Source organism: Halomonas sp. Y3, assembly GCF_024137965.1.
In the GTDB taxonomy this organism is placed as follows: Bacteria; Pseudomonadota; Gammaproteobacteria; order Pseudomonadales; family Halomonadaceae; genus Halomonas; species Halomonas mongoliensis.
Window position 1 is genome coordinate 1,679,028 of record NZ_CP099975.1, and the last position, 21,894, is coordinate 1,700,921.

Consider the following 21,894-nt stretch of genomic DNA (forward strand, 5'->3'; position numbering starts at 1 on the left):
TGGAAAGGAGGCATGATAGCAGATCGCGTCGGGCCTCCGGCCTGTAGTCAAGAGGCGCTTCCTGTAACGTTGCTACAGCGGCTGCGACCATCCTTCGATTGACCCCGGGGGCTGGCTCCGGATAATGGCCGCGAACTTCCAACCCCCACCAGTGAGGCCGCACGTGAGTCAGCAACCCTCCGATACCGTCTTCCAGGAATGGCACGACAACCAGGCGCTTGCCGAGCAGATGATCCCGATGATCGGTAGGCTCTACCGTCATAACAACGTGGTCACCACCCTCTACGGGCGCTCGCTCTTCAATCGCAGCGTGATCCGCATCCTGAAGGACCACCGCTTCGTGCGGAAGGTCGAGGGGACCGAGCTCTCCGTCCAGGACACCTACCCGCTGGTCCAGGCGATGACCGAGCTCAACCTGGGGCCGGCCCACGTCGACGTGGGCAAGCTGGGGGTAGCCTTCAAGAAGCAGGGCGGCGGCGACGCCGTGGCCTTCCTGCGCAAGGAGCTGGCCGAGATCGTCGACAAGCAGGACGCTGCCGGCAATAACGGCGAGCCCCAGGACGTGGTGCTCTACGGCTTCGGTCGCATCGGCCGCCTGCTGGCCCGGGTGCTGGTGGAGAAGGCCGGCGGCGGCAACCTGCTGCGCCTGCGCGCCATCGTCGTGCGCGGCCGCGGCGATATCGCCAAGGACCTGGAGAAGCGCGCCAGCCTGCTGCGCCGCGACTCCGTCCACGGCCCCTTCGACGGCACCATCAGCGTCGACGCCGAGGCGCGCACCATCACCGCCAACGGCAACGTCATCCAGGTGATCTACGCCGACTCTCCCGCCGAGATCGACTACACCGCCTACGGCATCGACAACGCCGTGGTGGTGGACAACACCGGCATCTGGCGCGACGAGGCCGGCCTCGGCCAGCACCTGCAGTGCAAGGGCGCGGCCAAGGCGCTGCTCACCGCGCCGGGCAAGGGCGATATCAAGAACATCGTCTACGGCATCAACCACGGCGATATCAGCGCCGACGACAGCATTCTCTCCGCGGCCTCCTGTACCACCAATGCCATCGTGCCGGTGCTCAAGGTGCTCAACGACGAGTTCGGCGTCGAGCACGGCCACGTGGAGACGGTGCACGCCTACACGAATGACCAGAACCTGATCGACAACTACCACAAGGGTGACCGCCGCGGCCGCAGCGCACCGCTCAACATGGTGCTGACCGAGACCGGCGCCGCCAAGGCCGTCTCCAAGGCGCTGCCGGAGCTGACCGGCAAGCTGACCGGCAACGCCATCCGCGTGCCGACCCCCAACGTCTCCATGGCGATCCTCAACCTGCGCCTGGAGAAGGAGACCGACGCCGAGTCCCTCAACGACTTCCTGCGCCGCATGTCCCTGGACTCTCCCTTCCAGAAGCAGATCGACTTCGTCGACTCCCCGGAGGTGGTCTCCACCGATTTCGTCGGCAACCGCCACGCCGGTATCGTCGACGCCAAGGCGACCATCGCCAACGGCAAGAACGCCGTCCTCTACGTCTGGTACGACAACGAGTTTGGCTACAGCTGCCAGGTGGTGCGCATCCTGCAGCACATCTCCAACGTGCACTTCCTCAAGCTGCCCCGCGTCGGCGCCTGAGCCCTCGACGGCCGCTCGACGGTGAGCGGCTGACGACGCAGCGAGATCAACCCCTGCCGGACCTGTCCGGCGGGGGTTTTCGCATTGGGGCGGGGGAGGCGAGCCGCTGCGACACTGCGTCGCTTGCCATGGATCATCCCTTGCGACCTTCGCTCAGGTAGTCAGGGCTCGGCCTTGTCTTTATAATACGGGGGATTTTTCGGGGTGGTTCGGGCAGTGCCCGGGCCTGACTGGTAACGTACTGAAAGCACAATAATTCGAATCCATTCGAACCCCTTTCCTTCGTATATCCGATCCATCAACTGGGCGAGACTATGATCGAAGTCAAGAAAGGCCTGGATCTCCCCATCACGGGAGCGCCCGAGCAGCGCATCGAGGATGCGCGCCCGGTGCGTCACGTGGCGATCCTGGGCACCGACTACGTCGGCATGAAGCCGACCATGGAGGTCAAGGAGGGAGACAAGGTAAAGCTGGGCCAGCTGCTCTTTACCGACAAGAAGATCGATGGCGTGCGCTTCACCGCTCCCGCGGCGGGCGAGGTGGTCGCCATCAACCGTGGCGAGAAGCGTCGCCTGCTCTCGGTGGTGATCAAGGTCGACGAGACCGAGGAAGCCGTCGAGTTCAAGGCCCACGGCCGTGAGGCGCTCGAGAGCCTCGAGCGCCAGGCGGTGGTCGACCAGCTGGTCGAGTCAGGCCTCTGGACCGCGCTGCGTACCCGCCCCTACTCGCGCACCCCGGCCGTCGATGGCGTCCCCTCCGACATCTTCGTCACCGCCATCGACACCCATCCGCTGGCCGCCGACCCGGCCAAGGTCATCAACGAGCAGCCCCAGGCCTTCGAGGATGGCCTCAAGGTGCTGGCTCGCCTGACCGAAGGCAAGGTGTTCCTCTGCACCGGCCCCGACAGCAGCGTGCCCGGCGGCAATATCAGCGGCGTCCAGGCCCAGACCTTTGCCGGTCCGCATCCGGCCGGCCTGGTGGGTACCCATATCCACTACCTGTCGCCCGTGGGCCTGCATAAGCGGGTCTGGCACATCGGCTATCAGGACGTCATCGCCTTCGGCAAGCTCTTCACCGAGGGCAAGCTGGATATGAATCGCGTCGTCGCCGTGGGTGGCCCCCGCGCCGAGAAGCCCCGCCTGCTGCGTACCCGCATCGGCGCCAGCACCGAGGAGCTTCTGGCCGGTGAGGTTGTCGAACCCGAGGAGACCCGCGTGATCTCCGGCTCTGTCTTCTCCGGCTTCGCCTGCGAAGGCAGCCTGCGCTACCTGGGGCGTTTCCACAGCCAGTTCAGCCTCCTCGAAGAGGGCAACAAGCGCCTCTTCATGGGCTGGCTCTCCCCGGGCAAGAACCGCCACTCGGTGATGGGCATCTACCTGTCCAAGCTCACCGGCCTCAAGGACTACGCGCCGACCACCTCCACCAACGGCTCCGAGCGTGCCATGGTGCCGGTGGGGGCCTACGAGACCGTGATGCCGCTGGACGTCCTGCCCACCCAGCTGCTGCGCTCCCTGATTGTCGGTGACATCGAGACGGCCATGGATCTGGGCTGTCTGGAGCTGGATGAAGAGGACCTGGCCTTGTGCACCTACGTCTGCCCCGGCAAGTACGAGTACGGTCCCATCCTGCGTGACAACCTCACCACGATCGAGAAAGAGGCCTGATGATGGGTATTCGACAGACACTCGACAATCTCGAGCCGCACTTCCACAAGGGCGGCAAGTACGAGAAGTTCTATCCCCTCTACGAGGCGGTAGATACGGTCTTCTACTCCCCACCCAGCGTGGCCAAGACCACCGCCCACGTGCGTGACGGCGTGGACCTCAAGCGGATCATGATCACCGTCTGGATGTGCACCTTCCCGGCGATGTTCTTCGGCATGTGGGCCGCCGGCTGGCAGGCCAACTCCGCCATCGCCGACGGCTATGCCTCCATGGCGGGCTGGCGCGAGGCGATCATGATGACCCTGGCCTCCGGGCACGATCCGGGTAGCCTGTGGGCCAACTTCGTGCTCGGCGCCACCTACTTCCTGCCGATCTATCTGGTGACCTTCGCGGTCGGCGGCTTCTGGGAAGTGCTGTTTGCCGTCAAGCGCGGCCACGAGGTCAACGAAGGCTTCTTCGTCACCTCCGTGCTCTACGCCCTGATCCTGCCGGCCACCATCCCGCTGTGGCAGGTGGCGCTCGGCATCACCTTCGGCGTGGTGATCGGCAAGGAGATCTTCGGCGGTACCGGCAAGAACTTCCTCAACCCGGCGCTCACCGGCCGCGCCTTCCTCTACTTCGCGTACCCGGCGCAGATCTCCGGTGATGCGGTATGGGTGGCAGCCGACGGCTACACCGGCGCGACCGCGCTCTCCATCGCCTTCCAGGACGGCATGGCCGCCCTGACCAGCACCTACAGCTGGTGGGACGCCTTCCTGGGCTTCATCCCGGGCTCCGTGGGTGAGGTCTCGACCCTGGCCATCTTCATCGGGGCAGCGGTACTGCTCTGGACACGCATCGCCTCCTGGCGAATCATGCTTGGGGTCTTCCTCGGCATGGTAGCGACCAGCGCGCTCTTCAACCTGATCGGCTCCGACACCAACCCGATGTTCGCCATGCCCTGGTACTGGCACCTGGTGATCGGCGGCTTCGCCTTCGGCATGGTGTTCATGGCCACCGACCCGGTGTCTGCCGCCATGACCAACAACGGCCGCCTGCTGTTCGGTGCGCTGATCGGCGTGATGACCGTGCTGATCCGCGTCGTGAACCCGGCCTTCCCGGAAGGCATCATGCTGGCGATCCTCTTCGCCAACCTGTTCGCGCCGCTCATCGATCACTTCTTTGTTCAGGCCAACATCAAGCGCCGTAAGCTGCGCACCGGTGCACCGGCCGAGGAGACTGCCTGATGGCACAGAGCAACAACTCCATCAAGAAGATCCTGACGGTGGCGTTCGCACTTTGTATCGTGTGTTCGGTCATCGTCTCCACCGCCGCGGTGGCGCTGCGTCCCATGCAGCAGCTCAACCAGGAGCTGGACCGCAAGACCAACATCCTGCGTGTGGCCAACCTCTATGAGCGCGGCATGGACGTGGAGGCGGCCTTCCGGGAAATCACCCCGCGTGTCGTCAACCTCGCGACCGGCGAGTACTCCGATCGTCACGACCCGGAGACCTTCGACGGCTTCGAGTCCCGCCGCGATCCGGCCGCCTCCCGCACCCTCTCCGGCGAGCGCGATCCGGCCGGCCTCTCCCGCGTCGAGAACTACGCCACCGTCTATCTCGTCGGCGACACCGACAACCCCGACCAGATCATCCTGCCCATTCGCGGCCAGGGCCTGTGGGGTCTGATGCGTGGCTTCCTCGCCGTGGAAGGCGACGGCAACACCATCGTCGGCATCACCTACTTCGAGCACAGCGAGACCCCCGGGCTCGGCGCCGAGGTCAACAACCCGCGCTGGCAGGCCCAGTGGGAAGGCAAGCAGGTGTTCGACGGTGAAGGCGAGCTGACCCCGGCCATTCGCGTGGCCAAGGGCAGCGGCAGCGGTGACCACGAGGTCGATGGCCTCGCCGGTGCCACCCTGACCGCCAATGGCGTCAACAACATGCTGCAGTTCTGGCTGAGTCCGGAAGGCTTCGGCGAGTATCTCGCCAAGTTCCGCAGCGGCGTCGATCAGGAAGACGCCCAGGACGCCGACGTCGAACTCGAAGCGGAAGGAGCCTGATCATGGCGGATGCATCAACCAAGAGCGTCCTTACGGCGCCAGTCTTCAAGAACAACCCCATCGCGCTGCAGGTGCTCGGCATCTGCTCCGCCCTGGCGGTAACCACCAGCATGAGCGTCTCGCTGGTCATGACCCTGGCGGTGATCTTCGTGACCGCCTTCTCCAACCTCTTCGTGTCGCTGATCCGGCACCACATTCCCTCGTCCATCCGCATCATCGTGCAGATGACCATCATCGCCTCTCTGGTGATCGTGGTTGACCAGGTGCTGAAGGCGTTCGCCTACGAGATGTCCAAGCAGCTCTCGGTGTTCGTTGGCCTGATCATCACCAACTGCATCGTGATGGGGCGTGCGGAAGGCTTCGCCATGCAGAACGGTCCCAAGATGTCCTTCATCGATGGCATCGGCAACGGCCTGGGCTACGGCTTCATCCTGATGACCGTGGGCTTCTTCCGCGAGCTGTTCGGCTCCGGCAGCGTCTTCGGCTTCACCGTGCTGGAGACCGTGCAGAACGGTGGCTGGTACGTACCCAACGGCCTGCTGCTGCTGCCGCCGTCCGCGTTCTTCATCATCGGCCTGATCATCTGGGTGCTGCGCAGCTTCAACCCGGAGCAGATCGAGGAGAACGAGTTCAAGATGAAGCACAACACCGAACCGAAGGAGGCGGTGTAACATGGAACACTATCTGAGCCTGTTCGTTGCCTCGGTCTTCGTCGAGAACCTGGCCCTGGCATTCTTCCTCGGCATGTGCACCTTCCTTGCCGTTTCCAAGAAGGTCTCCGCGGCCTTCGGCCTCGGCATCGCCGTGATCGTGGTGCTGACCATCTCCGTGCCGGTCAACAACGTCATCTATAACGTCCTGCTGGCCGAAGGGGCGCTGGCCTGGACCGGCATCAGCGGTGCCGAGAACATCGATCTCTCCTTCCTGGGCCTGCTCAGCTACATCGGCGTTATCGCCGCCCTGGTGCAGATCCTCGAGATGTTCCTCGACAAGTACGTGCCCGCGCTCTACAACGCCCTGGGTGTGTTCCTGCCGCTGATCACCGTGAACTGTGCCATCCTCGGTGGCGTGCTCTTCATGGTCGAGCGTAACTACAACTTCGGCGAATCCGTGGTCTATGGCCTCGGCTCCGGCGTCGGCTGGGCGCTGGCCATCACCGCCCTGGCGGGTATCCGCGAAAAACTGAAGTACAGCGACGTTCCCGGCTCTCTCCAGGGCCTGGGCATCACCTTCATCACCGTGGGTCTGATGTCGCTGGGCTTCATGTCCTTCTCCGGCATCCAGCTCTGAGGCCGCTCGAGTTCACCCGGCGGCGCAGCGCGCCGCCGGGCACCAGGCAACGTCTAGCAATAGGAAACCGACATGGTTGATACAACAGTCATCTTGCTCGGTGTGGTCATGTTCACCCTGGTCGTCATCGGTCTGACCCTGGTGATCCTGGCCGCGCGCAGCAAGCTCGTCAGCACCGGGGACGTGACCATCGAGGTCAACGGCGACCCCGAGCACACCCTGACCACCCAGGCCGGCGGCAAGCTGCTCAACACCCTGGCCGCCAACGGCATCTTCCTCTCCTCCGCCTGCGGCGGGGGCGGCTCCTGCGCCCAGTGCAAGTGCCGCGTGGAAGAGGGTGGCGGTGCCATCCTGCCCACCGAGGAGTCCCACTTCACCATGCGCGAGAAGAAGGAGGGCTGGCGCCTCTCCTGTCAGGTGCCGGTGAAGCAGGACATGAAGGTCGAGGTGCCCGAGGAGGTCTTCGGCGTCAAGAAGTGGGAGTGCGAGGTCATCGCCAACCCCAACGTCGCCACCTTCATCAAGGAGCTCAACCTCAAGCTGCCCGAGGGCGAGAACGTCGACTTCCGCGCCGGCGGCTACGTGCAGCTGGTGGCGCCGCCCTACGATATCTCCTTCAAGGATTTCGATATCGAGGAGGAGTACCGGGGCGACTGGGAGAAGTTCGATCTCTACAAGATCTCCCACAAGAACAACGAGGAAGTCATCCGCGCCTACTCCATGGCGAACTATCCGGAAGAGAAGGGCATCCTCAAGTTCAATATCCGGATCGCCACGCCGCCGCCCAACACCAACCATCCGCCGGGCCTGATGTCCACCTACGTCTTCAGCCTGAAGCCGGGTGACAAGGTCACCGTGATGGGTCCCTTCGGCGAGTTCTTCGCCAAGGACACCGATGCCGAGATGGTCTTCGTCGGCGGCGGTGCGGGCATGGCGCCGATGCGCAGCCACATCTTCGATCAGCTCAAGCGCCTCAAGTCCAAGCGCAAGATCTCGTTCTGGTATGGCGCGCGCTCCTGGCGCGAGACCTTCTACAACGACGAGTACGACCAGCTGGCCGAGGAGTTCCCGAACTTCGAGTGGCACCTGGCGCTCTCCGACCCGATGCCCGAGGACAATTGGGATGGACCCACCGGCTTCATCCACAACGTCCTCTACGAGAACTACCTCAAGGACCATCCGGCCCCCGAGGATTGCGAGTACTACATGTGCGGGCCGCCCATGATGAACGCTTCCGTCATCAAGATGCTGCTCGATCTGGGCGTCGAGCCCGAGAACATCCTGCTGGACGACTTTGGCGGATGATCTCCCTCGCCGCGAGGCGACACCCGGGGCTGGCCATGCGGCCAGCCCTCTTTCTATTCGCCCTGCTGACGCCGCTGCTTCTGCTGGCGGGCTGTCGTCAGCAGGGAGAGTGGCACATTTTCGAGGGCGTGGCCCTCGGCAGCGGCTACCACATCACGCTGAATGGCGACCTGGGCCCGGGCGAGTCCGCCCTGGTCGAGGCCGCCATCCAGGGTGAACTGGCAAGCCTCGACAATGACATCCAGCTGCTCCAGCACCTGCTGGCTGCCGGATGGCCTATGGTCCTGGGCCCGCCCGGAGCGCAGGTGCCCGATGACCTGCTGTCGCTCTATCGGGCCCGGGCGGTGGATCACCTGGCCCATGTGCTCGGCGAGTTTGGCGTGGAGCACGCCCTGGTCGAGCTGGGCGGCGTCCAGCGCACCCTGGGCAGGGCGGGGCGCCACCCCTGGCGGGTGCGACTGCCGCGCACCGGCCTTACGTCGGCTCCCGACGCCGCGCTGCGGCTGGAGGGCGCCGCCCTGGTTACCCGCAGCGCCGCGCGGCGACCCGAAGCGGATGCGCCGGGAGAGGCGAGGGTGCTTGCCGTCAGCGTTGTGGCCGAGAGCGCCGAGGCGGCGGACCATCTGGCCCGGGAGCTGCTGGCCTCTCCCCTGGAGGCGGCCATGGAACAGCCGGCCCGGGTTGTTGTCCTCACGCCACGGGGCATCACACTACATATTGGCGCCGGCCTCGAGCCCCTGCTCGAGCGCTGAGCGAGGAGAACGACATGACCATCTGGATTATCGCTTTTGTCTTCATGCTGCTGATCATGGCCGCCATGGCCGTGGGGGTGATCCTCGGGCGCAAGCCTATCGCCGGCTCCTGCGGCGGCCTCAACCAGCTGGGCCTCAAGGAGGGCTGTGAGGTGTGCGGCGGCAAGGACGAGGTGTGCGAGGAGGAGAATCGCAAGCGCGGCAGCGCCCGTCGCCGCAGCGACGAGAGCCGCGGCGCCGACCTGGGGTACGATGCCACCCGGCGCTGAGGCGTAGGAACAAGGGGCAAGGGGCAAGGCCGCCAGCAAGTAGTAGGAGCGCAGATTCTGCGCGATGGCTCATGATCCGGGGTAGGGCAGCTGGGGCCCTTGACCCCCGCCCCTCGTAACCGATATCGAACAAGGAGACGCGAGGATCAATGGCAGTCCATAACTACGATGTGGTGGTGATCGGCACCGGGCCGGCGGGGGAGAGCGCCGCCATCAACGCCGCCAAGAACGGCAAGCGCGTGGCGGTGGTCGAGAAGCAGGATCTGGTGGGGGGCAACTGCACCCACTGGGGGACGATCCCCTCCAAGGCGTTGCGCCACCAGGTCAAGCAGATCATGCAGTTCAACACCAACCGCATGTTTCGTGATATCGGCGAGCCGCGCTGGTTCTCCTTTCCCAAGGTGATGGAGCGCTCCCGGGCCACCATCGACCAGCAGGTGGCGATGCGCACCAACTTCTACTCCCGCAACCGCATCGACCTGTTCAGCGGCGTGGCCCGGTTCAAGGACGAGCACACCCTGCTGGTCCGCGACAACCATGAGGGCATGGATGAGCTGGTGGCCGAGAAGATCATCATCGCCACAGGCTCACGCCCCTATCGGCCGGCGGATATCAACTTCCGCCATCCGCGCATCTACTGCTCGGATACCATCCTCAGCCTCAGCCATACGCCGCGCACCCTGATCATCTTCGGCGCCGGGGTCATCGGCTGCGAATACGCGTCGATCTTCTCGGGGCTGGGCGTCAAGGTCGACCTGATCAACAACCGCGACAGCCTGCTCTCCTTCCTGGACGACGAGATCTCCGACGCGCTCTCCTATCACCTGCGCAAGCATGGGGTGCTGATTCGCCACAACGAGGAGTACGACCGCGTCGAGGGAGACGAGTCAGGGGTTACCGTACACCTCAAGTCCGGCAAGCGGCTGCGCGCCGATGCCTTCCTGTGGGCCAACGGCCGCACCGGCAATACCGACCAGCTCGGGCTCGAGAATATCGGCCTGGAGGCCAACGGCCGCGGTCAGCTCACCGTGGACGAGCACTACCGTACCGCCATTCCGCATATCTACGCCGCCGGCGACGTGATCGGCTGGCCGAGCCTTGCCAGTGCCGCCTACGATCAGGGGCTCAACGCCTCCAGCGAGATGCTCGCCGAGGAGTTTCGCTACGTCACCGAGGTGCCTACCGGTATCTACACCATTCCGGAGATCAGCTCCTTCGGGCGCAACGAGCGCGAGCTGACCGAGCAGAAGGTGCCCTACGAGGTGGCGCAGGCCTTCTTCAAGGATACCGCCCGGGCCCAGATCACCGGCGATACCGTGGGGATGCTCAAGATCCTCTTCGATCAGGATACCCTGGAGATCTACGGCATCCACTGCTTCGGCGACCAGGCCTCGGAGATCGTGCACATCGGCCAGGCGATCATGCAGCAGAAGGGGGAGGCCAACAGCCTCAAGTACTTCGTCAGCACCACCTTCAACTACCCCACCATGGCCGAGGCCTACCGCGTCGCGGCCATGAACGGCATGAACCGGGTGTTCTGAACCCGCTCTGTCGCCGGCTCCTCTGTACAGAGACACGCTGAGACGAACCCCGCGCCCCGCGGGGTTCGTCGTTTCAGGGTGCGGGGCTCAGCGTTCCTTCAGCTCATGGGCATAGCAGGGCGGCGAGGCGGTTTCCAGGTCCGCAGCATCCTCCTCCCGCAGCGCCCGCAGCAGCGCCTCCTGGAGAATCGGCAGGTGGGAGGCCTCGAGGTTCCGCGAGGCGGTGAGCAGGGTGAGTCGGCCGCGGCGGGCATAGCGCATCAGCGGGATCAGCCGGGCAGGGTCATCGCGCAGCTCGCCGCGATAGCGCACGGCAAAGACGAAGGCGCTGATATCACCCTGGTGGTACTGGCGGCGCAGGGTGGGACTGGGTGAGGCGTCCCGGTACCACTCGGTCAACGCCAGACTCGCCTCGTTCTTGCCCCGCGGCCAGAGGCGGTCGACCAGCACCCTGGCACCATCGTCCTCCTCGGCCGCCTGATAGATGCGCTTGATCACGATAGCGTAGCTCATGGGGACGCCTCCTCGATGTCTTCAAGGGCCCGGTGGGCATGGGGCTGCCAGTGACCGGGCAGGGCGGCAGCGCGCTCCAGAGCCTCCCGGGCGCCGGCGGTATCGCCCTGGCCGCGCCTGGCCAGGCCCAGGTTGAGCCAGGCCACGGCGAGCCCCGGCTCGGCTGCAACCGCCTGCTCGAAGGCCGCAATGGCGCCCTCGGCGTCACCGCCGGCGTGGCGGGCGTTGCCCAGGCCGAACTGCACCATGCCCTGGCTTGGGAAACGCTCGGCCAGCGCCTCCCAGGCGGGCAGGGCGGCCTCCACCCCCTGGGTGCGTTCAAAGTCGCTGATCGCTTCCATGGCGCGGTGGGGGCGCGCCCCGACCGGCAGCTCGCCGGGGGGGAGGGCCACGAAGGCCCAGCGCTCGCTGCGCGCCCAGGTGGCGTCGAAGCGGCGGAAGGACTCGATGCGGCGCGGCTCCTCCCCGCTGTGGAGAGTGAGCTCGTCACGGTCGAGATCGAAGCCGATGGCCACCGCATAGTGCCACATGGGCCAGGCGGGCAGCGCCAGGTTCTGCATCACCACCGTCGGATGCCCGGCGGCGAGCTCCAGCAGCAGGGCATCCAGGCGGCCGTCGATCAGGAAGGGAATTCGTCCGTGGCGGCGCACCGTGGCCAGCATCTCAGGCTGCACGCTGCCGTCGCGGCCGGGCAGGAAGACCTGGGGGATCAGGGTGTCGACATCCACATCGATGCCGCCGTCATTGAGCACCATGGCAAGCGATGCCGGGCCGCACTGGTAGTCGCGCTGGGCATGGAAGGGGACCTCATCGAGCAGCAGCTGGCGGGGCAGGGACTGCTCGGTGGACTCGGGGAGGCGCGGCGTGGCAGCACAGCCGGCGACCAGCAGGATCGTCAGCATCAACGCAAGAACGCCCGCGGGGCGGGCGTTCCTGGCAGGTGCTGCCGCCGGCTGCCGGACAGGGCAGTCGATCATGGCACTCCCCTCAGCGGGTGAAGGGGAAGACGTTGGTCAGGCCGAGGATATCGGTGACCAGCAGGATCACGAAGACCGCAAAGAGGGCGCCTACGGCGCTGGCGCCGGCGGGCAGCTGCTCCAGCTGCTCGGCCATCTGGGCGGCCTCGGCGTCGGAGAGCGCCGCGACCCGGGCCTCGACCTCGGCGGGGTCAACGCCCTGGGCGACCAGCTGCTCCTGGACGTCGCTGCGGGTCAGGATCTCCTGGATCCGCTCGCGATCGGCCTGGCCGCGCTCGGCGTTCAGGGCCGCCTGGGTGGTGATCAGGTCGCTGCCGTCGGGGGCCGGAGCGGCGACCGCGGGGAGGCTGCCCAGCATCAGGGCGGCGATCAGCAGCGGGCTCAGGTAGCGGCAGAGCTTCTTCATCATGTCGGTGTTCCTTCTTCTTCGAGTGGGCTTCCGGCTCCTTGATGATCCACGCGTCGCTTCCTGGCGAACGGGTGTGCGTCACGATGATACCGGCACAGTATAGGATGAAATGGTGTGAGATTTCATGCCCTTGGCGATCAACGCCTGGGGCTTTCACGGGATCCGGTAGGAGGCGGGCATCTCGGCGAGCAGGCCGCGGCCGCCGGCGAGTGTCAGCGCCAGGTCGTGCAGGCCGTCCCAGGGGTGCAGGGCGCCGGCCCCCTTGATGGCGAGGTCGAGACGCTGGGCGAAGAGCAGCAGCTTGTGCAGGCGCTTCACCGGCAGGCGAGAGATTGCCTGCTGGTAGGCGGGGCGGCGCTTCTCGAAGATGGCGGGCTTCTGGGCCTTGCAGGCGTGCTCGAAGCTCTGGCCCTGGTCCAGGTGCTGGTGCAGGGAGAGCAGGGTGCGCAGCTCACGGGTCAGCGCCCAGAGCACGATGGGGGGCTCCACCCCCTCGCCCCGCAGCCCTGCCATGATGCGGGTCACGCGGATGCGCTCTCCCTTGAGGCAGGCGTCCACCAGGGTAAAGACGTCGAAACGGGCGCTCTCGGCCACGCCGCCGGCCACGTCACGTGGGGCGACCCTGGCCCCCGGGGGCAGCAGCAGGGCGAGCTTCTGCAGCTCCTGGTCGGCGGCCAGCAGATTGCCTTCGGTGCGCTCGCCGAGCAGGCGGGCGGCGTCCAGGTCGAGGTTGAGGCCGTACCTTCCCGCACGGTCCCGCAGCCAGAAGCCCAGCCGCGAGAGGTCCACCGGCCATACCGGGACGAAGAGGCCGGCCTTGTCCAGCGCCTGGAACCAGGCGCTCTTCTGCTGGCGGAAGTCGAGCTTGCCCATGGCGAGCAGCAGCACGTTGTCGCTGCCCTTCAGCTCCTCGGCATAGGCCTTCAGCGCCTTGGCGCCCTCCTGACCGAGGCTGCTGCCGGCCAGGCGCAGCTCGATCAGTTTGGCGCTGGCGAACAGCGAGAGGCTGGCGGAGGCCTCGTGGAGGCGCCCCCAGGCGAAGTTGCCCTCCACGTGGAGAATCTCCCGCTCCTCGATGCCCCGAGCGCGGGCCGCGGCGCGCACGGCGTCGCAGGCCTCCATGTGCTGCAGCGGCTCCTCGCCGGCGACGATCACCACCGGCGGCAGCTTCTTGGCCAGCGCATCGGCCAGCTTGTCGGGGAAGACTTTCAAGAGAGCACCTTCACAGGGCGCGCAGGCGGTCGAGGAGCTGGCGGACGGCGGCGTCGAGAAGCTCCCGGCGGGCCTCTTCGCGCAGCTCCTCCTGGTTCAGCAGGTCGGCGTCGCTCACCGTATAGCGGGTGGAGACCTCCAGGCGCTGCTGGTCGAGCAGGTAGGCGCCATCCCTGGCGCGCTGGACCGAGAAGGGGGCGACGAGGGTCATCTCCTCGTCGCGGGGACCCGAGTCGAGCACGCTGAGGCCGCGGCGGCGGATCTCCGTCTCGCCCAGATTGAGGCGCAGGGCGGCACCCTCCTGGACCCGGGTGCCGGCGGCCTCCAGGCGCTCCCGGGCGAGGCGGGAGAGCTCGCCGTCCGGGCCGGCCAGGGCCAGCTCGTCGAGCACCGGGGACGGATCGTCGAAGCCGCGCAGGCGAAAGCCGCAGCCGGCGAGTGCCAGGCCGGCGGTGCCGGCCAGGCCCAGGGTGAGAAAGGTGCGTCGCTGCATGCCCTTGGCCCTCCTCAGGAGACCACGATATTGACCAGCTTGCCGGGCACCACGATCACCTTGCGGATCGTCTTGCCTTCGGTGTGGCGCTGGACGTTCTCCGCCGCGAGGGCCTGGGCCTCGATGGTCCCCTTGTCGGCGTCGGCGGCCACCTCGAGGCGGGCGCGCAGCTTGCCGTTGACCTGGACCACCAGCTCGATGGTGTCCCGGGTCAGCGCCGCCTCGTCGACGGCGGGCCAGCGGGCATCGATCACCGGCTCGGCGTGGCCCAGTGCCGCCCAGAGGGCGTGGCAGGCGTGGGGCGTGATGGGAGCGAGCAGCAGCACGCAGGCCTCCACCGCCTCCCGGGCCACCGCCAGCCCCTGGGGCGAGGCGTCGTCGAAGCGGCCCAGGGCGTTGGTCAGCTCCATCACCGCGGCGATGGCGGTGTTGAAGGTGGTGCGCCGGCCGATGTCGTCGCCCGCCTTCTTGATGGTCTCGTGGGTCTTGCGGCGCAGCTCGCGCTGGGCCTCGGTGAGGGCCTCGCGGTCCAGCTCGCCGGGGGTGCCGGCGGTCAGGTGCTCGCTGACCAGGCGCCAGAGGCGCTTGAGGAAGCGGCTGGCCCCCTCCACGCCGGCGTCGGACCACTCCAGGGACTGCTCCGGCGGGGCGGCAAACATCATGAAGAGGCGCACGGTGTCGGCGCCGAAGCGGTCGATCATCGACTGGGGGTCGACGCCGTTGTTCTTGGACTTGGACATCTTCTCGATGCCACCCATCACCACCGGCTCGCCGTCCTCGATCAGCACGGCGCTGATCGGGCGCCCCTTCTCATCGCGCTGGACCTCCACGTCGGCGGGGTTGAACCACTCCTTGCCGCCGCTGGGCAGCTCCCGGTAGAAGGTCTCGGCGATCACCATGCCCTGGGTGAGCAGGCGCTGGAAGGGCTCGTCGACGTTGACCAGGCCCAGGTCGCGCATCAGCTTGGTGAAGAAGCGCGCATAGAGCAGGTGCAGGATGGCGTGCTCGATGCCGCCGATGTAGAGATCCACCGGCAGCCAGTAGTCGGCGCGCGCGTCGAGCATCGCCTCCATGTTGTCGGCGCAGCAGAAGCGCGCGAAGTACCAGGAGGACTCCATGAAGGTGTCGAAGGTGTCGGTCTCGCGCACCCAGCCGTCGCCCAGGTCCGAGAACTCCGGCATGCGCTTGAGCGGCGAGCCGGTGGCGTCCACGGTGACCTCCATGGGCAGGGCGACCGGCAGCTCCTCGTCGGTGAGCGGCACGGTCTGGCCCTCGGGGCCGTATTTGACCGGGATCGGCGCGCCCCAGTAGCGCTGGCGGGCCACGCCCCAGTCGCGCAGGCGGAAGTTGGTCTTGACCTCGCCGCGTCCGAGCTCGGCGAGCTTGGCGGCGATGGCATCGAAGGCCGCCTCGAAGTCCAGGCCGTCGAACTCCCCGGAGTGAATCAGGGTGCCGTAGTCGTCATGGGCCCCTTGGGAGAGGTCCGGGGCCTTGCCGTCGGCGTCGGCGATCACCGCCTCGATGGGCAGGCCGTACTTGGTGGCGAACTCCCAGTCGCGCTGGTCGTGGGCCGGTACCGCCATCACCGCGCCGGTGCCGAACTCCATCAGCACGAAGTTGGCCACATAGACCGGCACCTCGCGGCCGGTCAGCGGATGCACCGCCACATGGCCAGTAGGCATGCCCTTCTTCTCGCGGGTGGCGAGCTCCGCTTCGGAGGTGCCCCCCTTGGCACACTCCTCGCAGAAGGCGGCCAGGTCGGCGTTACTCTCGGCGGCGGCCTTGGCCAGGGGGTGGCCCGCGGCCACCGCCACATAGGTCACGCCGAACAGGGTGTCGGGGCGGGTGGTGTAGACCGCGAGCGGCTCGGCCTGGATGCCGTCGGCGTCCTGGATGTCAAACGAAAGCTCGATGCCGCGGGACTTGCCGATCCAGTTGCGCTGCATGGTCTTGACCTGCTCGGGCCACTCGATGCGGTCCAGGTCGGCCAGCAGCTCTTCGGCATAGTCGGTGATCTTGAGGAACCAGAGCGGGATCTCCTTGCGCTCCACCGGGGCCCCGGAGCGCCAGCCGCGGCCGTCGATCACCTGCTCGTTGGCGAGCACCGTCTGATCCACCGGGTCCCAGTTCACCGTGGACATCTTCTTGTAGACCAGCCCCTTCTCCACCAGCCTGGTGAAGAACCACTGCTCCCAGCGGTAGTAGTCCACGTCGCAGGTGGCGAACTCGCGGCTCCAGTCGTAGGCGAAGCCCAGCGCCTGGAGCTGGTTGCGCATGTAGTCGATGTTGGCGTAGGTCCACTCGCCCGGCGGTACCCGGTTCTGGATGGCGGCATTCTCCGCCGGCATGCCGAAGGCGTCCCAGCCCATGGGCTGCAGCACGTTCCGGCCCTGCATGCGCTGGTAGCGGGAGACCACGTCGCCGATGGTGTAGTTGCGCACGTGCCCCATGTGCAGCTTGCCGCTGGGATAGGGGAACATCGACAGGCAGTAGAACTTCTCGCGAGTGGCGTCCTCCACTGCCTTGAAGCACTGGTTCTTCTCCCAGAACTGCTGGGCGTCGCGTTCGATCTCTTGGGGCTTGTACTGTGCGTCCATCGCTGTCTACGGGTACCTTGCGGGTCAACGGGGCTTGTCCGGCGTCGGGGTCTGGGGCGCTTTGTGCGTCAAGACGTTGAACTACCGGCAGGAAGTCGTCTAAATGGTAGGCAAGGATACCCCAGCACGGCCCGGCCCGGCTATGCCCGGTCCTGCCGGCACCCCTCAGGAACAGGAGCAGATCATGAGCGATTCCCACCAGCCCCATCAGGAGCACCGCCTGCGCGAAGGCTACGAGCGGATGCTCGAGCGCCTGCGGGAGGGGGCCCACGAGCTCACCTGGGAGAACCTGCAGAAGGAGCTCGACGAGGCCGTGGAGTTCGAGGCGGAGCTCGAGGAGTTCACCAAGGATGAGCTCTCGCTGCTGCGCGCCTGGGTCGAGCGCGACCTCAAGAACATGCGCCGCTACCTCAGCGCCGGCGGCGAGAGCGTGGCGACCTGGCTCGGCATCGACCTCTCGGCGCTGTCGCGCAAGGTGAGCGAGTCGCTGCTCTCCATCGCCGACCGCAGCGTGGTAGAGCGCGAACGCTTCGAGGAGGACCTGGAGGCGGCCCAGGCGGACTACTGCGAGGGCGAGATGGCGGTGCCCGGCCGCATGGCCTGCGTGCACTGCGATGCCGAGGTGGACCTCCCCGAACTCACCCGCATCGAGCCCTGCCATCAGTGCGGCCACCGCTACTTCCGGCGGGTATCGCAGTAGGGCGCCTCTGGCCGTCAAAGCCAGGCGTCGAGCAGGACGATGGCCCCTACCACCAGGGCCGAGAGGGCGGCGGCGTAGCCCAGGTTGTGGCGCATCATCACGCCGCCGCTGATGCCGTAGCGCCCCTGCAGCGAGAGGTTGATGCCGGAGAGCGGCCCGACGCTGGTGCCCACCGCCCAGGCAGCCAGTGCCACGAAGGCGAACAGCGTCTGGCGGCTGCCGGGCAGCTCCAGCATGGAGGCGAGCACCGAAACGCCGATGATGGGGTGCAGCCCCGCCACGGCGCTGGCCACGATGGCCAGGAAGCTCAGCGCCGCCTGGGGAGCGCCGAAGTGCTCGAAGAGGGTCCACTGGCTGCCGGTGGCCGCGTCGATAAAGGCCGAGAGCCCCTGGGTAAGCAGCCCCGCACAAAGGAATAGCGAGATCTCGCCGCGCATGGCCGGCAGCCGCTCCAGGGCGTGGCCGCGCACCCGACGCAGGGTCCAGCGCGGCCCCCGGGGCAGGTTGCTGGCCAGGGCCACCGCCGGCAGCAGGAAGGTGATGATGCTGACGATGGAGAGCGAGGGCGTCAGTCGATAGTGAAAGAGCAGCACCAGGACGGCCATGGCCACCGGCATCATGAGGCTCCCCGGCGAGAGCGAGTAGCCGGGCACCTCGGCGAGTGCAAAACGCCGCGACAGGTCGGCCAGCGACAGCGCCCCCGCCGCCAGCCCCAGGGGCAGCCCCACGGCGAGCACGCTGCCAAAGCGCATCTCCGGGGCCAGGGTCATCACCACGCCCATGGAGGCGAAGAAGGGCGACCAGAGGGCGGCGCTGGAGAGGCCGCGATTCAAGGCCAGCAGCTGGGGCAGCGAGAGCTCGCCGTGGCGGCGCAGCCGGTCGCCCACCATGAAAACCGTGGAGAGGTTGAGCACGGCGCCGAGCAGGTGCACCCCGAGCCAGGTGCCGGCGGTGCCGCGCCGCCCGGTGACGGCGCTGCCCGGCAGCGGCGCGTGGCCTCGCCGGCTGCCGATCAGGCCGATGAAGCTCACTCCCACCAGCATGGCCACCACATAGCTGTTGCCGTCCAGGATGCCGAGCCAGGCGATCTCGGCATCCAGAAACAGAGCCGAGGCCAGCAGCAGCGCGAGCCCCAGCCCCGCCAGGGCGCCCGCCTGGCGACGATTCCCTCGCTTGAGGTCAGGCCACAGCAGCAGCACCGCGAGCCAGAAGGCGAAGCTCACCGCCGGCAGGGCGATCGGCAGCCCGGCCAGGCGCATCACCTGCAGGGCGAGTCCGGCCAGGATCAGGCCGCCGGCCAGGGCGTGGCGAAGGGAGGGCGGTGGGGCAGGGGGCAAGGTACAGGCTCCAGGCTCAAATGTGAGCAGTCTAACGACTCATCCGGCGGCTGTCTTCGCCGCCGGCTCCCGGGCCGCCTCCAGGGCCGCGAGCATGGCCCGGGCGGCGTTGGAGAGGGTGCGGCTGCGGTGCACGAGATAGCCCAGGGGGCGGTGGATGGGCGGATGGTCGATGGTCAGCTCGTGGAGCTCGCCGGCCACCAGACGCTCGGGCAGCAGGCTCCAGCCCAGGCCGATAGCGGTCATCATCTTGAGTGTCTCCAGGTAGTTGGTGGAGAGCGCCACCGGCAGGCGCAGCCCCGCCGCGGCGAAGCGCGCCTCGATCAATCCCCGGGTGAAGGTGTGGGGGCCGGGCAGCACGGCGTCGTGGGCGCACAGCGCCTGCAGGGAGGGGCGCGGCAGCGCGGCGAGGGGATGGTCGGGGGCGCAGACGAAGCAGAGCCGGTCGACCCAGATCGGCACCACCTCGAGCTGCGGATCCGGATGGGGCGCCAGGGTCACCACGGCGATCTCCAGCTCCCCGTCCAGCACCCCCTGATAGGCCTCCTCGGAGTCGAGGAAGTGCAGATCCAGGCGCACCCCGGGGTGCGCCCGGGTATAGGCCTTGAGCAGGGGCGGCAGGCGGTGCAGGCCGATATGGTGGCTGGTGGCCAGCGTCAGGCTGCCGGCCACGTCATGGCTCAGGTTGCCCAGGGCGCGGCGGCTGTCGTCCACCATCACCAGTATCTGCCGGGCCCGGGGCAGCAGCACCCGGCCCGCCTCGGTCAGGCCGATGGCGCGGCCGATGCGGTCGAAGAGCCGCGCGCCGATCTGGGCTTCGAGGGCGGCGATGCGCTTGCTGACCGCGGGCTGGGTCAGGTGCAGCTGCTCCGCCGCCCGGGAGAAGCTGCCGCTCTCGGCCACCGCCAGGAAGGCCTGCAGGCTCTGGGTATCCATGGTGCCTCCATTGTCCTATTCCCATAAGGAATGCAATCCATAAATAACATGAATTGATTTTATGGGCGAGCCGCCGGACACTGGGTGAGACCGGACATGACATGAAGGGGCTTCGAGCCCGGGAGAAACAACGATATGGCAGGCCAGACACTCTACGACAAGCTGTGGTCGCAGCACCTCGTCAAGGAGCGCGACGACGGTACCGCGCTGATCTACATCGACCGCCACATGCTCCACGAGGTCACCTCGCCCCAGGCCTTCGAGGGCCTGCGACTGGCGGGCCGCAAGCCTTGGCGCCTGGACGCCAACCTGGCGACCACCGACCACAACGTGCCCACCACCCTGGAGGAGCGCGCCCAGGGTAACAAGGGCATCAAGGATCCGGTCTCCCTGATCCAGGTCCAGACCCTGGATGACAACTGCGACGAGTTCGGCATCACCGAATTCGGCATCAACGACCCGCGCCAGGGCATCGTCCACGTGGTGGGCCCGGAGCAGGGCGCCACCCTGCCGGGCATGACCGTGGTCTGCGGCGACTCCCACACCGCCACCCACGGGGCCTTCGGGGCGCTGGCCCACGGCATTGGCACCTCCGAGGTGGAGCACGTGCTGGCCACCCAGTGCCTGCTGACCCAGAAGATGAAGAACATGCAGGTGCGCGTCGAGGGCGATCTCGGCGTGGGCGTCACCGCCAAGGACGTGGTGCTGGCCATCATCGGCCGGATCGGCACCGCCGGCGGCACCGGCTACGCCATCGAGTTCGCCGGCAGCGCCATCCAGAGCCTCTCCATGGAGGGCCGCATGACGGTCTGCAACATGGCCATCGAGGCCGGTGCGCGCGTCGGCCTGATCGCCGTGGATGACACCACCATCGACTACGTCGCCAACCGCCCCTACGCCCCCACCGGTGAGCAGTGGCAGGCGGCCGTGGCCGACTGGCGCGGCCTGGTCTCCGATGCCGACGCCGAGTTCGACCAGGTGGTGGTGCTCGACGCCGCCGAGATCGAGCCCCAGGTCTCCTGGGGCACCAGCCCCGAGATGGTCACCGGCATCGGCGGCGAGGTCCCCGACCCCGCCGAGCAGACCGACGAGACCCTGCGCAACGGCTACACCCGGGCGCTCGAGTACATGGGCCTGGCCCCCAAGCAGAAGATCACCGATATCCGCCTCGACAAGGTCTTTATCGGCTCCTGCACCAACTCGCGCATCGAGGATCTTCGCGAAGCGGCCAAGGTGGCCCGCGGCAAGAAGGTCGCCGACACCATCAAGCTCGCCATGGTGGTCCCGGGCTCCGGCCTCGTGAAGCGCCAGGCGGAAGAGGAGGGGCTCGACCGCATCTTCATCGAGGCGGGCTTCGAGTGGCGCGAGCCCGGCTGCTCCATGTGCCTGGCCATGAATGCCGACAAGCTCGGCGCCGGCGAGCACTGCGCCTCCACCTCCAACCGCAACTTCGAGGGGCGCCAGGGCTACGGCGGGCGTACCCACCTGGTGAGCCCGGCCATGGCCGCCGCCGCCGCTATCGCCGGCCATTTCGTTGACGTCCGCACCCTTGAGGAGGCCTGAGCCATGAAGAAGTTCGAACGCACCGAAGGTCTCGTCGCGCCCCTCGACCGGGCCAACGTCGACACCGACCTGATCATTCCCAAGCAGTTCCTGAAGTCGATCAAGCGCACCGGCTTCGGCGTCAACCTCTTCGACGAGCTGCGCTACCTCGACGAGGGCTATCCGGGCCAGGACTGCTCCAACCGGCCGCTCAACCCCGATTTCGTGCTCAACCAGCCTCGCTACCAGGGCGCCAGCGTGCTGCTCGCCCGCCGCAACTTCGGCTGCGGCAGCTCCCGTGAGCACGCCCCCTGGGCGCTGGAGGACTTCGGCTTCCGGGCGGTGATCGCCCCGAGCTTCGCCGATATCTTCTACAACAACGCCTTCAAGAACGGCATCCTGCTGATCACCCTCCCCGAGGAGACCGTGGACCGCCTGTTCAAGGAGGTGGAGGCCAGCGAAGGCTACGCCCTGGACCTTGACCTGGAGAACCAGCGCCTCACCACGCCCGCCGGCGAAGTCATCGAGTTCGAGGTGGACCCCTTCCGCAAGCACTGCCTGCTCGAGGGCCTCGACGATATCGGCATCACCCTTAAGGATGAGGAGGCGATCCGCGCCTTCGAGGCCAAGCACCGGGCCGCGCGCCCCTGGCTGTTCCGCGACTCTGCCTGAATAAGGGCCTTAACAAG

The 21,894-nt window shown here is 67.1% G+C and carries 21 protein-coding genes; 13 read left to right on the forward strand and 8 right to left on the reverse strand.

Annotated features, from left to right (window positions below):
- Positions 1–163: 163 nt before the first annotated feature.
- From NHL60_RS07990 to sthA, 10 genes are all read left to right on the forward strand, one after another.
- A complete protein-coding gene (locus tag NHL60_RS07990; RefSeq protein ID WP_253451187.1) occupies positions 164–1,627 on the forward strand; it encodes a glyceraldehyde-3-phosphate dehydrogenase in 1,464 nt (487 codons plus the stop codon).
- A 314-nt stretch (positions 1,628–1,941) separates the two neighbouring features.
- Complete coding sequence (locus tag NHL60_RS07995; protein WP_253451190.1) at positions 1,942–3,291, forward strand: Na(+)-translocating NADH-quinone reductase subunit A; 1,350 nt, start codon at positions 1,942–1,944, stop codon at positions 3,289–3,291.
- Positions 3,291–4,517 carry an NADH:ubiquinone reductase (Na(+)-transporting) subunit B gene (locus NHL60_RS08000; RefSeq protein ID WP_253451193.1) on the forward strand — a complete coding sequence of 409 codons (1,227 nt, stop codon included), beginning with the start codon at positions 3,291–3,293 and terminating at the stop codon, positions 4,515–4,517. The genes NHL60_RS07995 and NHL60_RS08000 overlap by 1 nt, the downstream gene beginning before the upstream one ends.
- Positions 4,517–5,332: a Na(+)-translocating NADH-quinone reductase subunit C gene (locus tag NHL60_RS08005; RefSeq protein ID WP_253451196.1), complete on the forward strand. Its 816-nt coding sequence runs from the start codon at positions 4,517–4,519 to the stop codon at positions 5,330–5,332. The genes NHL60_RS08000 and NHL60_RS08005 overlap by 1 nt, the downstream gene beginning before the upstream one ends.
- Before the next feature lie 2 nt (positions 5,333–5,334).
- Positions 5,335–6,003: an NADH:ubiquinone reductase (Na(+)-transporting) subunit D gene (locus tag NHL60_RS08010; protein ID WP_253451199.1), complete on the forward strand. Its 669-nt coding sequence runs from the start codon at positions 5,335–5,337 to the stop codon at positions 6,001–6,003.
- A gap of 1 nt (position 6,004) precedes the next feature.
- A complete protein-coding gene (nqrE, locus tag NHL60_RS08015; RefSeq protein WP_253451202.1) occupies positions 6,005–6,622 on the forward strand; it encodes an NADH:ubiquinone reductase (Na(+)-transporting) subunit E in 618 nt (205 codons plus the stop codon).
- A gap of 72 nt (positions 6,623–6,694) precedes the next feature.
- Positions 6,695–7,927: an NADH:ubiquinone reductase (Na(+)-transporting) subunit F gene (gene nqrF / locus NHL60_RS08020; protein ID WP_253451207.1), complete on the forward strand. Its 1,233-nt coding sequence runs from the start codon at positions 6,695–6,697 to the stop codon at positions 7,925–7,927.
- Between the two features lie 35 nt (positions 7,928–7,962).
- Entirely contained in the window at positions 7,963–8,679 is a 717-nt protein-coding gene (locus NHL60_RS08025; RefSeq protein WP_253451209.1) for an FAD:protein FMN transferase, read from the forward strand.
- A gap of 14 nt (positions 8,680–8,693) precedes the next feature.
- Entirely contained in the window at positions 8,694–8,948 is a 255-nt protein-coding gene (nqrM, locus tag NHL60_RS08030) for a (Na+)-NQR maturation NqrM (RefSeq protein WP_253451212.1), read from the forward strand.
- A 149-nt stretch (positions 8,949–9,097) separates the two neighbouring features.
- A complete protein-coding gene (gene sthA / locus NHL60_RS08035) occupies positions 9,098–10,489 on the forward strand; it encodes a Si-specific NAD(P)(+) transhydrogenase (protein WP_253451215.1) in 1,392 nt (463 codons plus the stop codon).
- An 87-nt stretch (positions 10,490–10,576) separates the two neighbouring features.
- On the opposite strand, the gene NHL60_RS08040 is transcribed toward sthA, so the two are convergent.
- The 6 genes from NHL60_RS08040 to leuS form a co-directional block, all read right to left on the reverse strand.
- A complete protein-coding gene (locus tag NHL60_RS08040; protein WP_253451218.1) occupies positions 10,577–11,002 on the reverse strand; it encodes a DUF488 domain-containing protein in 426 nt (141 codons plus the stop codon).
- Positions 10,999–11,904: a PA2778 family cysteine peptidase gene (locus NHL60_RS08045; RefSeq protein ID WP_253451221.1), complete on the reverse strand. Its 906-nt coding sequence runs from the start codon at positions 11,902–11,904 to the stop codon at positions 10,999–11,001. Before NHL60_RS08045 ends, NHL60_RS08040 begins: the two co-directional genes overlap by 4 nt.
- 85 nt (positions 11,905–11,989) lie before the next feature.
- On the reverse strand, positions 11,990–12,385 hold the full coding sequence (locus tag NHL60_RS08050) for a PA2779 family protein (protein ID WP_253452079.1): 396 nt from the start codon (positions 12,383–12,385) through the stop codon (positions 11,990–11,992).
- Between the two features lie 156 nt (positions 12,386–12,541).
- Positions 12,542–13,600, reverse strand: a complete 1,059-nt coding sequence (gene holA, locus NHL60_RS08055; RefSeq protein ID WP_253451224.1) for a DNA polymerase III subunit delta — start codon at positions 13,598–13,600, stop codon at positions 12,542–12,544.
- A 10-nt stretch (positions 13,601–13,610) separates the two neighbouring features.
- Positions 13,611–14,093: an LPS assembly lipoprotein LptE gene (gene lptE, locus NHL60_RS08060; protein ID WP_253451227.1), complete on the reverse strand. Its 483-nt coding sequence runs from the start codon at positions 14,091–14,093 to the stop codon at positions 13,611–13,613.
- A 14-nt stretch (positions 14,094–14,107) separates the two neighbouring features.
- Entirely contained in the window at positions 14,108–16,690 is a 2,583-nt protein-coding gene (gene leuS / locus NHL60_RS08065) for a leucine--tRNA ligase (protein WP_253451230.1), read from the reverse strand.
- Between the two features lie 184 nt (positions 16,691–16,874).
- On the opposite strand from leuS, the gene NHL60_RS08070 reads away from it, so the two are divergent.
- A complete protein-coding gene (locus NHL60_RS08070; protein WP_253451233.1) occupies positions 16,875–17,390 on the forward strand; it encodes a zinc ribbon-containing protein in 516 nt (171 codons plus the stop codon).
- Between the two features lie 14 nt (positions 17,391–17,404).
- Here the strand turns inward: NHL60_RS08070 and NHL60_RS08075 are convergent, their stop codons facing one another.
- Positions 17,405–18,649, reverse strand: coding sequence for a hypothetical protein (locus tag NHL60_RS08075; RefSeq protein ID WP_253452082.1), 1,245 nt, complete (start codon positions 18,647–18,649; stop codon positions 17,405–17,407).
- 117 nt (positions 18,650–18,766) lie between these two features.
- Positions 18,767–19,663 carry a LysR family transcriptional regulator gene (locus tag NHL60_RS08080; RefSeq protein WP_253451236.1) on the reverse strand — a complete coding sequence of 299 codons (897 nt, stop codon included), beginning with the start codon at positions 19,661–19,663 and terminating at the stop codon, positions 18,767–18,769.
- A 135-nt stretch (positions 19,664–19,798) separates the two neighbouring features.
- Between NHL60_RS08080 and leuC the strand changes: the two genes are divergently transcribed.
- Together leuC and leuD are read left to right on the forward strand one after the other, a co-directional pair.
- Positions 19,799–21,226, forward strand: a complete 1,428-nt coding sequence (gene leuC / locus NHL60_RS08085; protein ID WP_253451238.1) for a 3-isopropylmalate dehydratase large subunit — start codon at positions 19,799–19,801, stop codon at positions 21,224–21,226.
- 3 nt (positions 21,227–21,229) lie between these two features.
- Entirely contained in the window at positions 21,230–21,877 is a 648-nt protein-coding gene (leuD, locus tag NHL60_RS08090) for a 3-isopropylmalate dehydratase small subunit (protein ID WP_253451241.1), read from the forward strand.
- Positions 21,878–21,894 lie beyond the last annotated feature (17 nt).

Excerpts from the sequence above, each read along its gene's own strand:
- NHL60_RS08045 (WP_253451221.1), bottom strand. The coding sequence starts at position 11,904 with ATGCTGACGATCCTGCTGGTCGCCGGCTGTGCTGCCACGCCGCGCCTC.
- nqrF (WP_253451207.1), top strand. The coding sequence starts at position 6,695 with ATGGTTGATACAACAGTCATCTTGCTCGGTGTGGTCATGTTCACCCTG.
- NHL60_RS08010 (WP_253451199.1), top strand. The coding sequence starts at position 5,335 with ATGGCGGATGCATCAACCAAGAGCGTCCTTACGGCGCCAGTCTTCAAG.
- NHL60_RS08000 (WP_253451193.1), top strand. The coding sequence starts at position 3,291 with ATGATGGGTATTCGACAGACACTCGACAATCTCGAGCCGCACTTCCAC.
- NHL60_RS08025 (WP_253451209.1), top strand. The coding sequence starts at position 7,963 with ATGCGGCCAGCCCTCTTTCTATTCGCCCTGCTGACGCCGCTGCTTCTG.
- NHL60_RS08075 (WP_253452082.1), bottom strand. The coding sequence starts at position 18,649 with ATGCGCCTGGCCGGGCTGCCGATCGCCCTGCCGGCGGTGAGCTTCGCC.
- NHL60_RS08040 (WP_253451218.1), bottom strand. The coding sequence starts at position 11,002 with ATGAGCTACGCTATCGTGATCAAGCGCATCTATCAGGCGGCCGAGGAG.
- leuD (WP_253451241.1), top strand. The coding sequence starts at position 21,230 with ATGAAGAAGTTCGAACGCACCGAAGGTCTCGTCGCGCCCCTCGACCGG.
- NHL60_RS08070 (WP_253451233.1), top strand. The coding sequence starts at position 16,875 with ATGAGCGATTCCCACCAGCCCCATCAGGAGCACCGCCTGCGCGAAGGC.
- NHL60_RS08080 (WP_253451236.1), bottom strand. The coding sequence starts at position 19,663 with ATGGATACCCAGAGCCTGCAGGCCTTCCTGGCGGTGGCCGAGAGCGGC.
- nqrE (WP_253451202.1), top strand. The coding sequence starts at position 6,005 with ATGGAACACTATCTGAGCCTGTTCGTTGCCTCGGTCTTCGTCGAGAAC.
- leuS (WP_253451230.1), bottom strand. The coding sequence starts at position 16,690 with ATGGACGCACAGTACAAGCCCCAAGAGATCGAACGCGACGCCCAGCAG.
- nqrM (WP_253451212.1), top strand. The coding sequence starts at position 8,694 with ATGACCATCTGGATTATCGCTTTTGTCTTCATGCTGCTGATCATGGCC.
- NHL60_RS08005 (WP_253451196.1), top strand. The coding sequence starts at position 4,517 with ATGGCACAGAGCAACAACTCCATCAAGAAGATCCTGACGGTGGCGTTC.
- sthA (WP_253451215.1), top strand. The coding sequence starts at position 9,098 with ATGGCAGTCCATAACTACGATGTGGTGGTGATCGGCACCGGGCCGGCG.
- NHL60_RS08050 (WP_253452079.1), bottom strand. The coding sequence starts at position 12,385 with ATGAAGAAGCTCTGCCGCTACCTGAGCCCGCTGCTGATCGCCGCCCTG.
- lptE (WP_253451227.1), bottom strand. The coding sequence starts at position 14,093 with ATGCAGCGACGCACCTTTCTCACCCTGGGCCTGGCCGGCACCGCCGGC.
- NHL60_RS07995 (WP_253451190.1), top strand. The coding sequence starts at position 1,942 with ATGATCGAAGTCAAGAAAGGCCTGGATCTCCCCATCACGGGAGCGCCC.
- leuC (WP_253451238.1), top strand. The coding sequence starts at position 19,799 with ATGGCAGGCCAGACACTCTACGACAAGCTGTGGTCGCAGCACCTCGTC.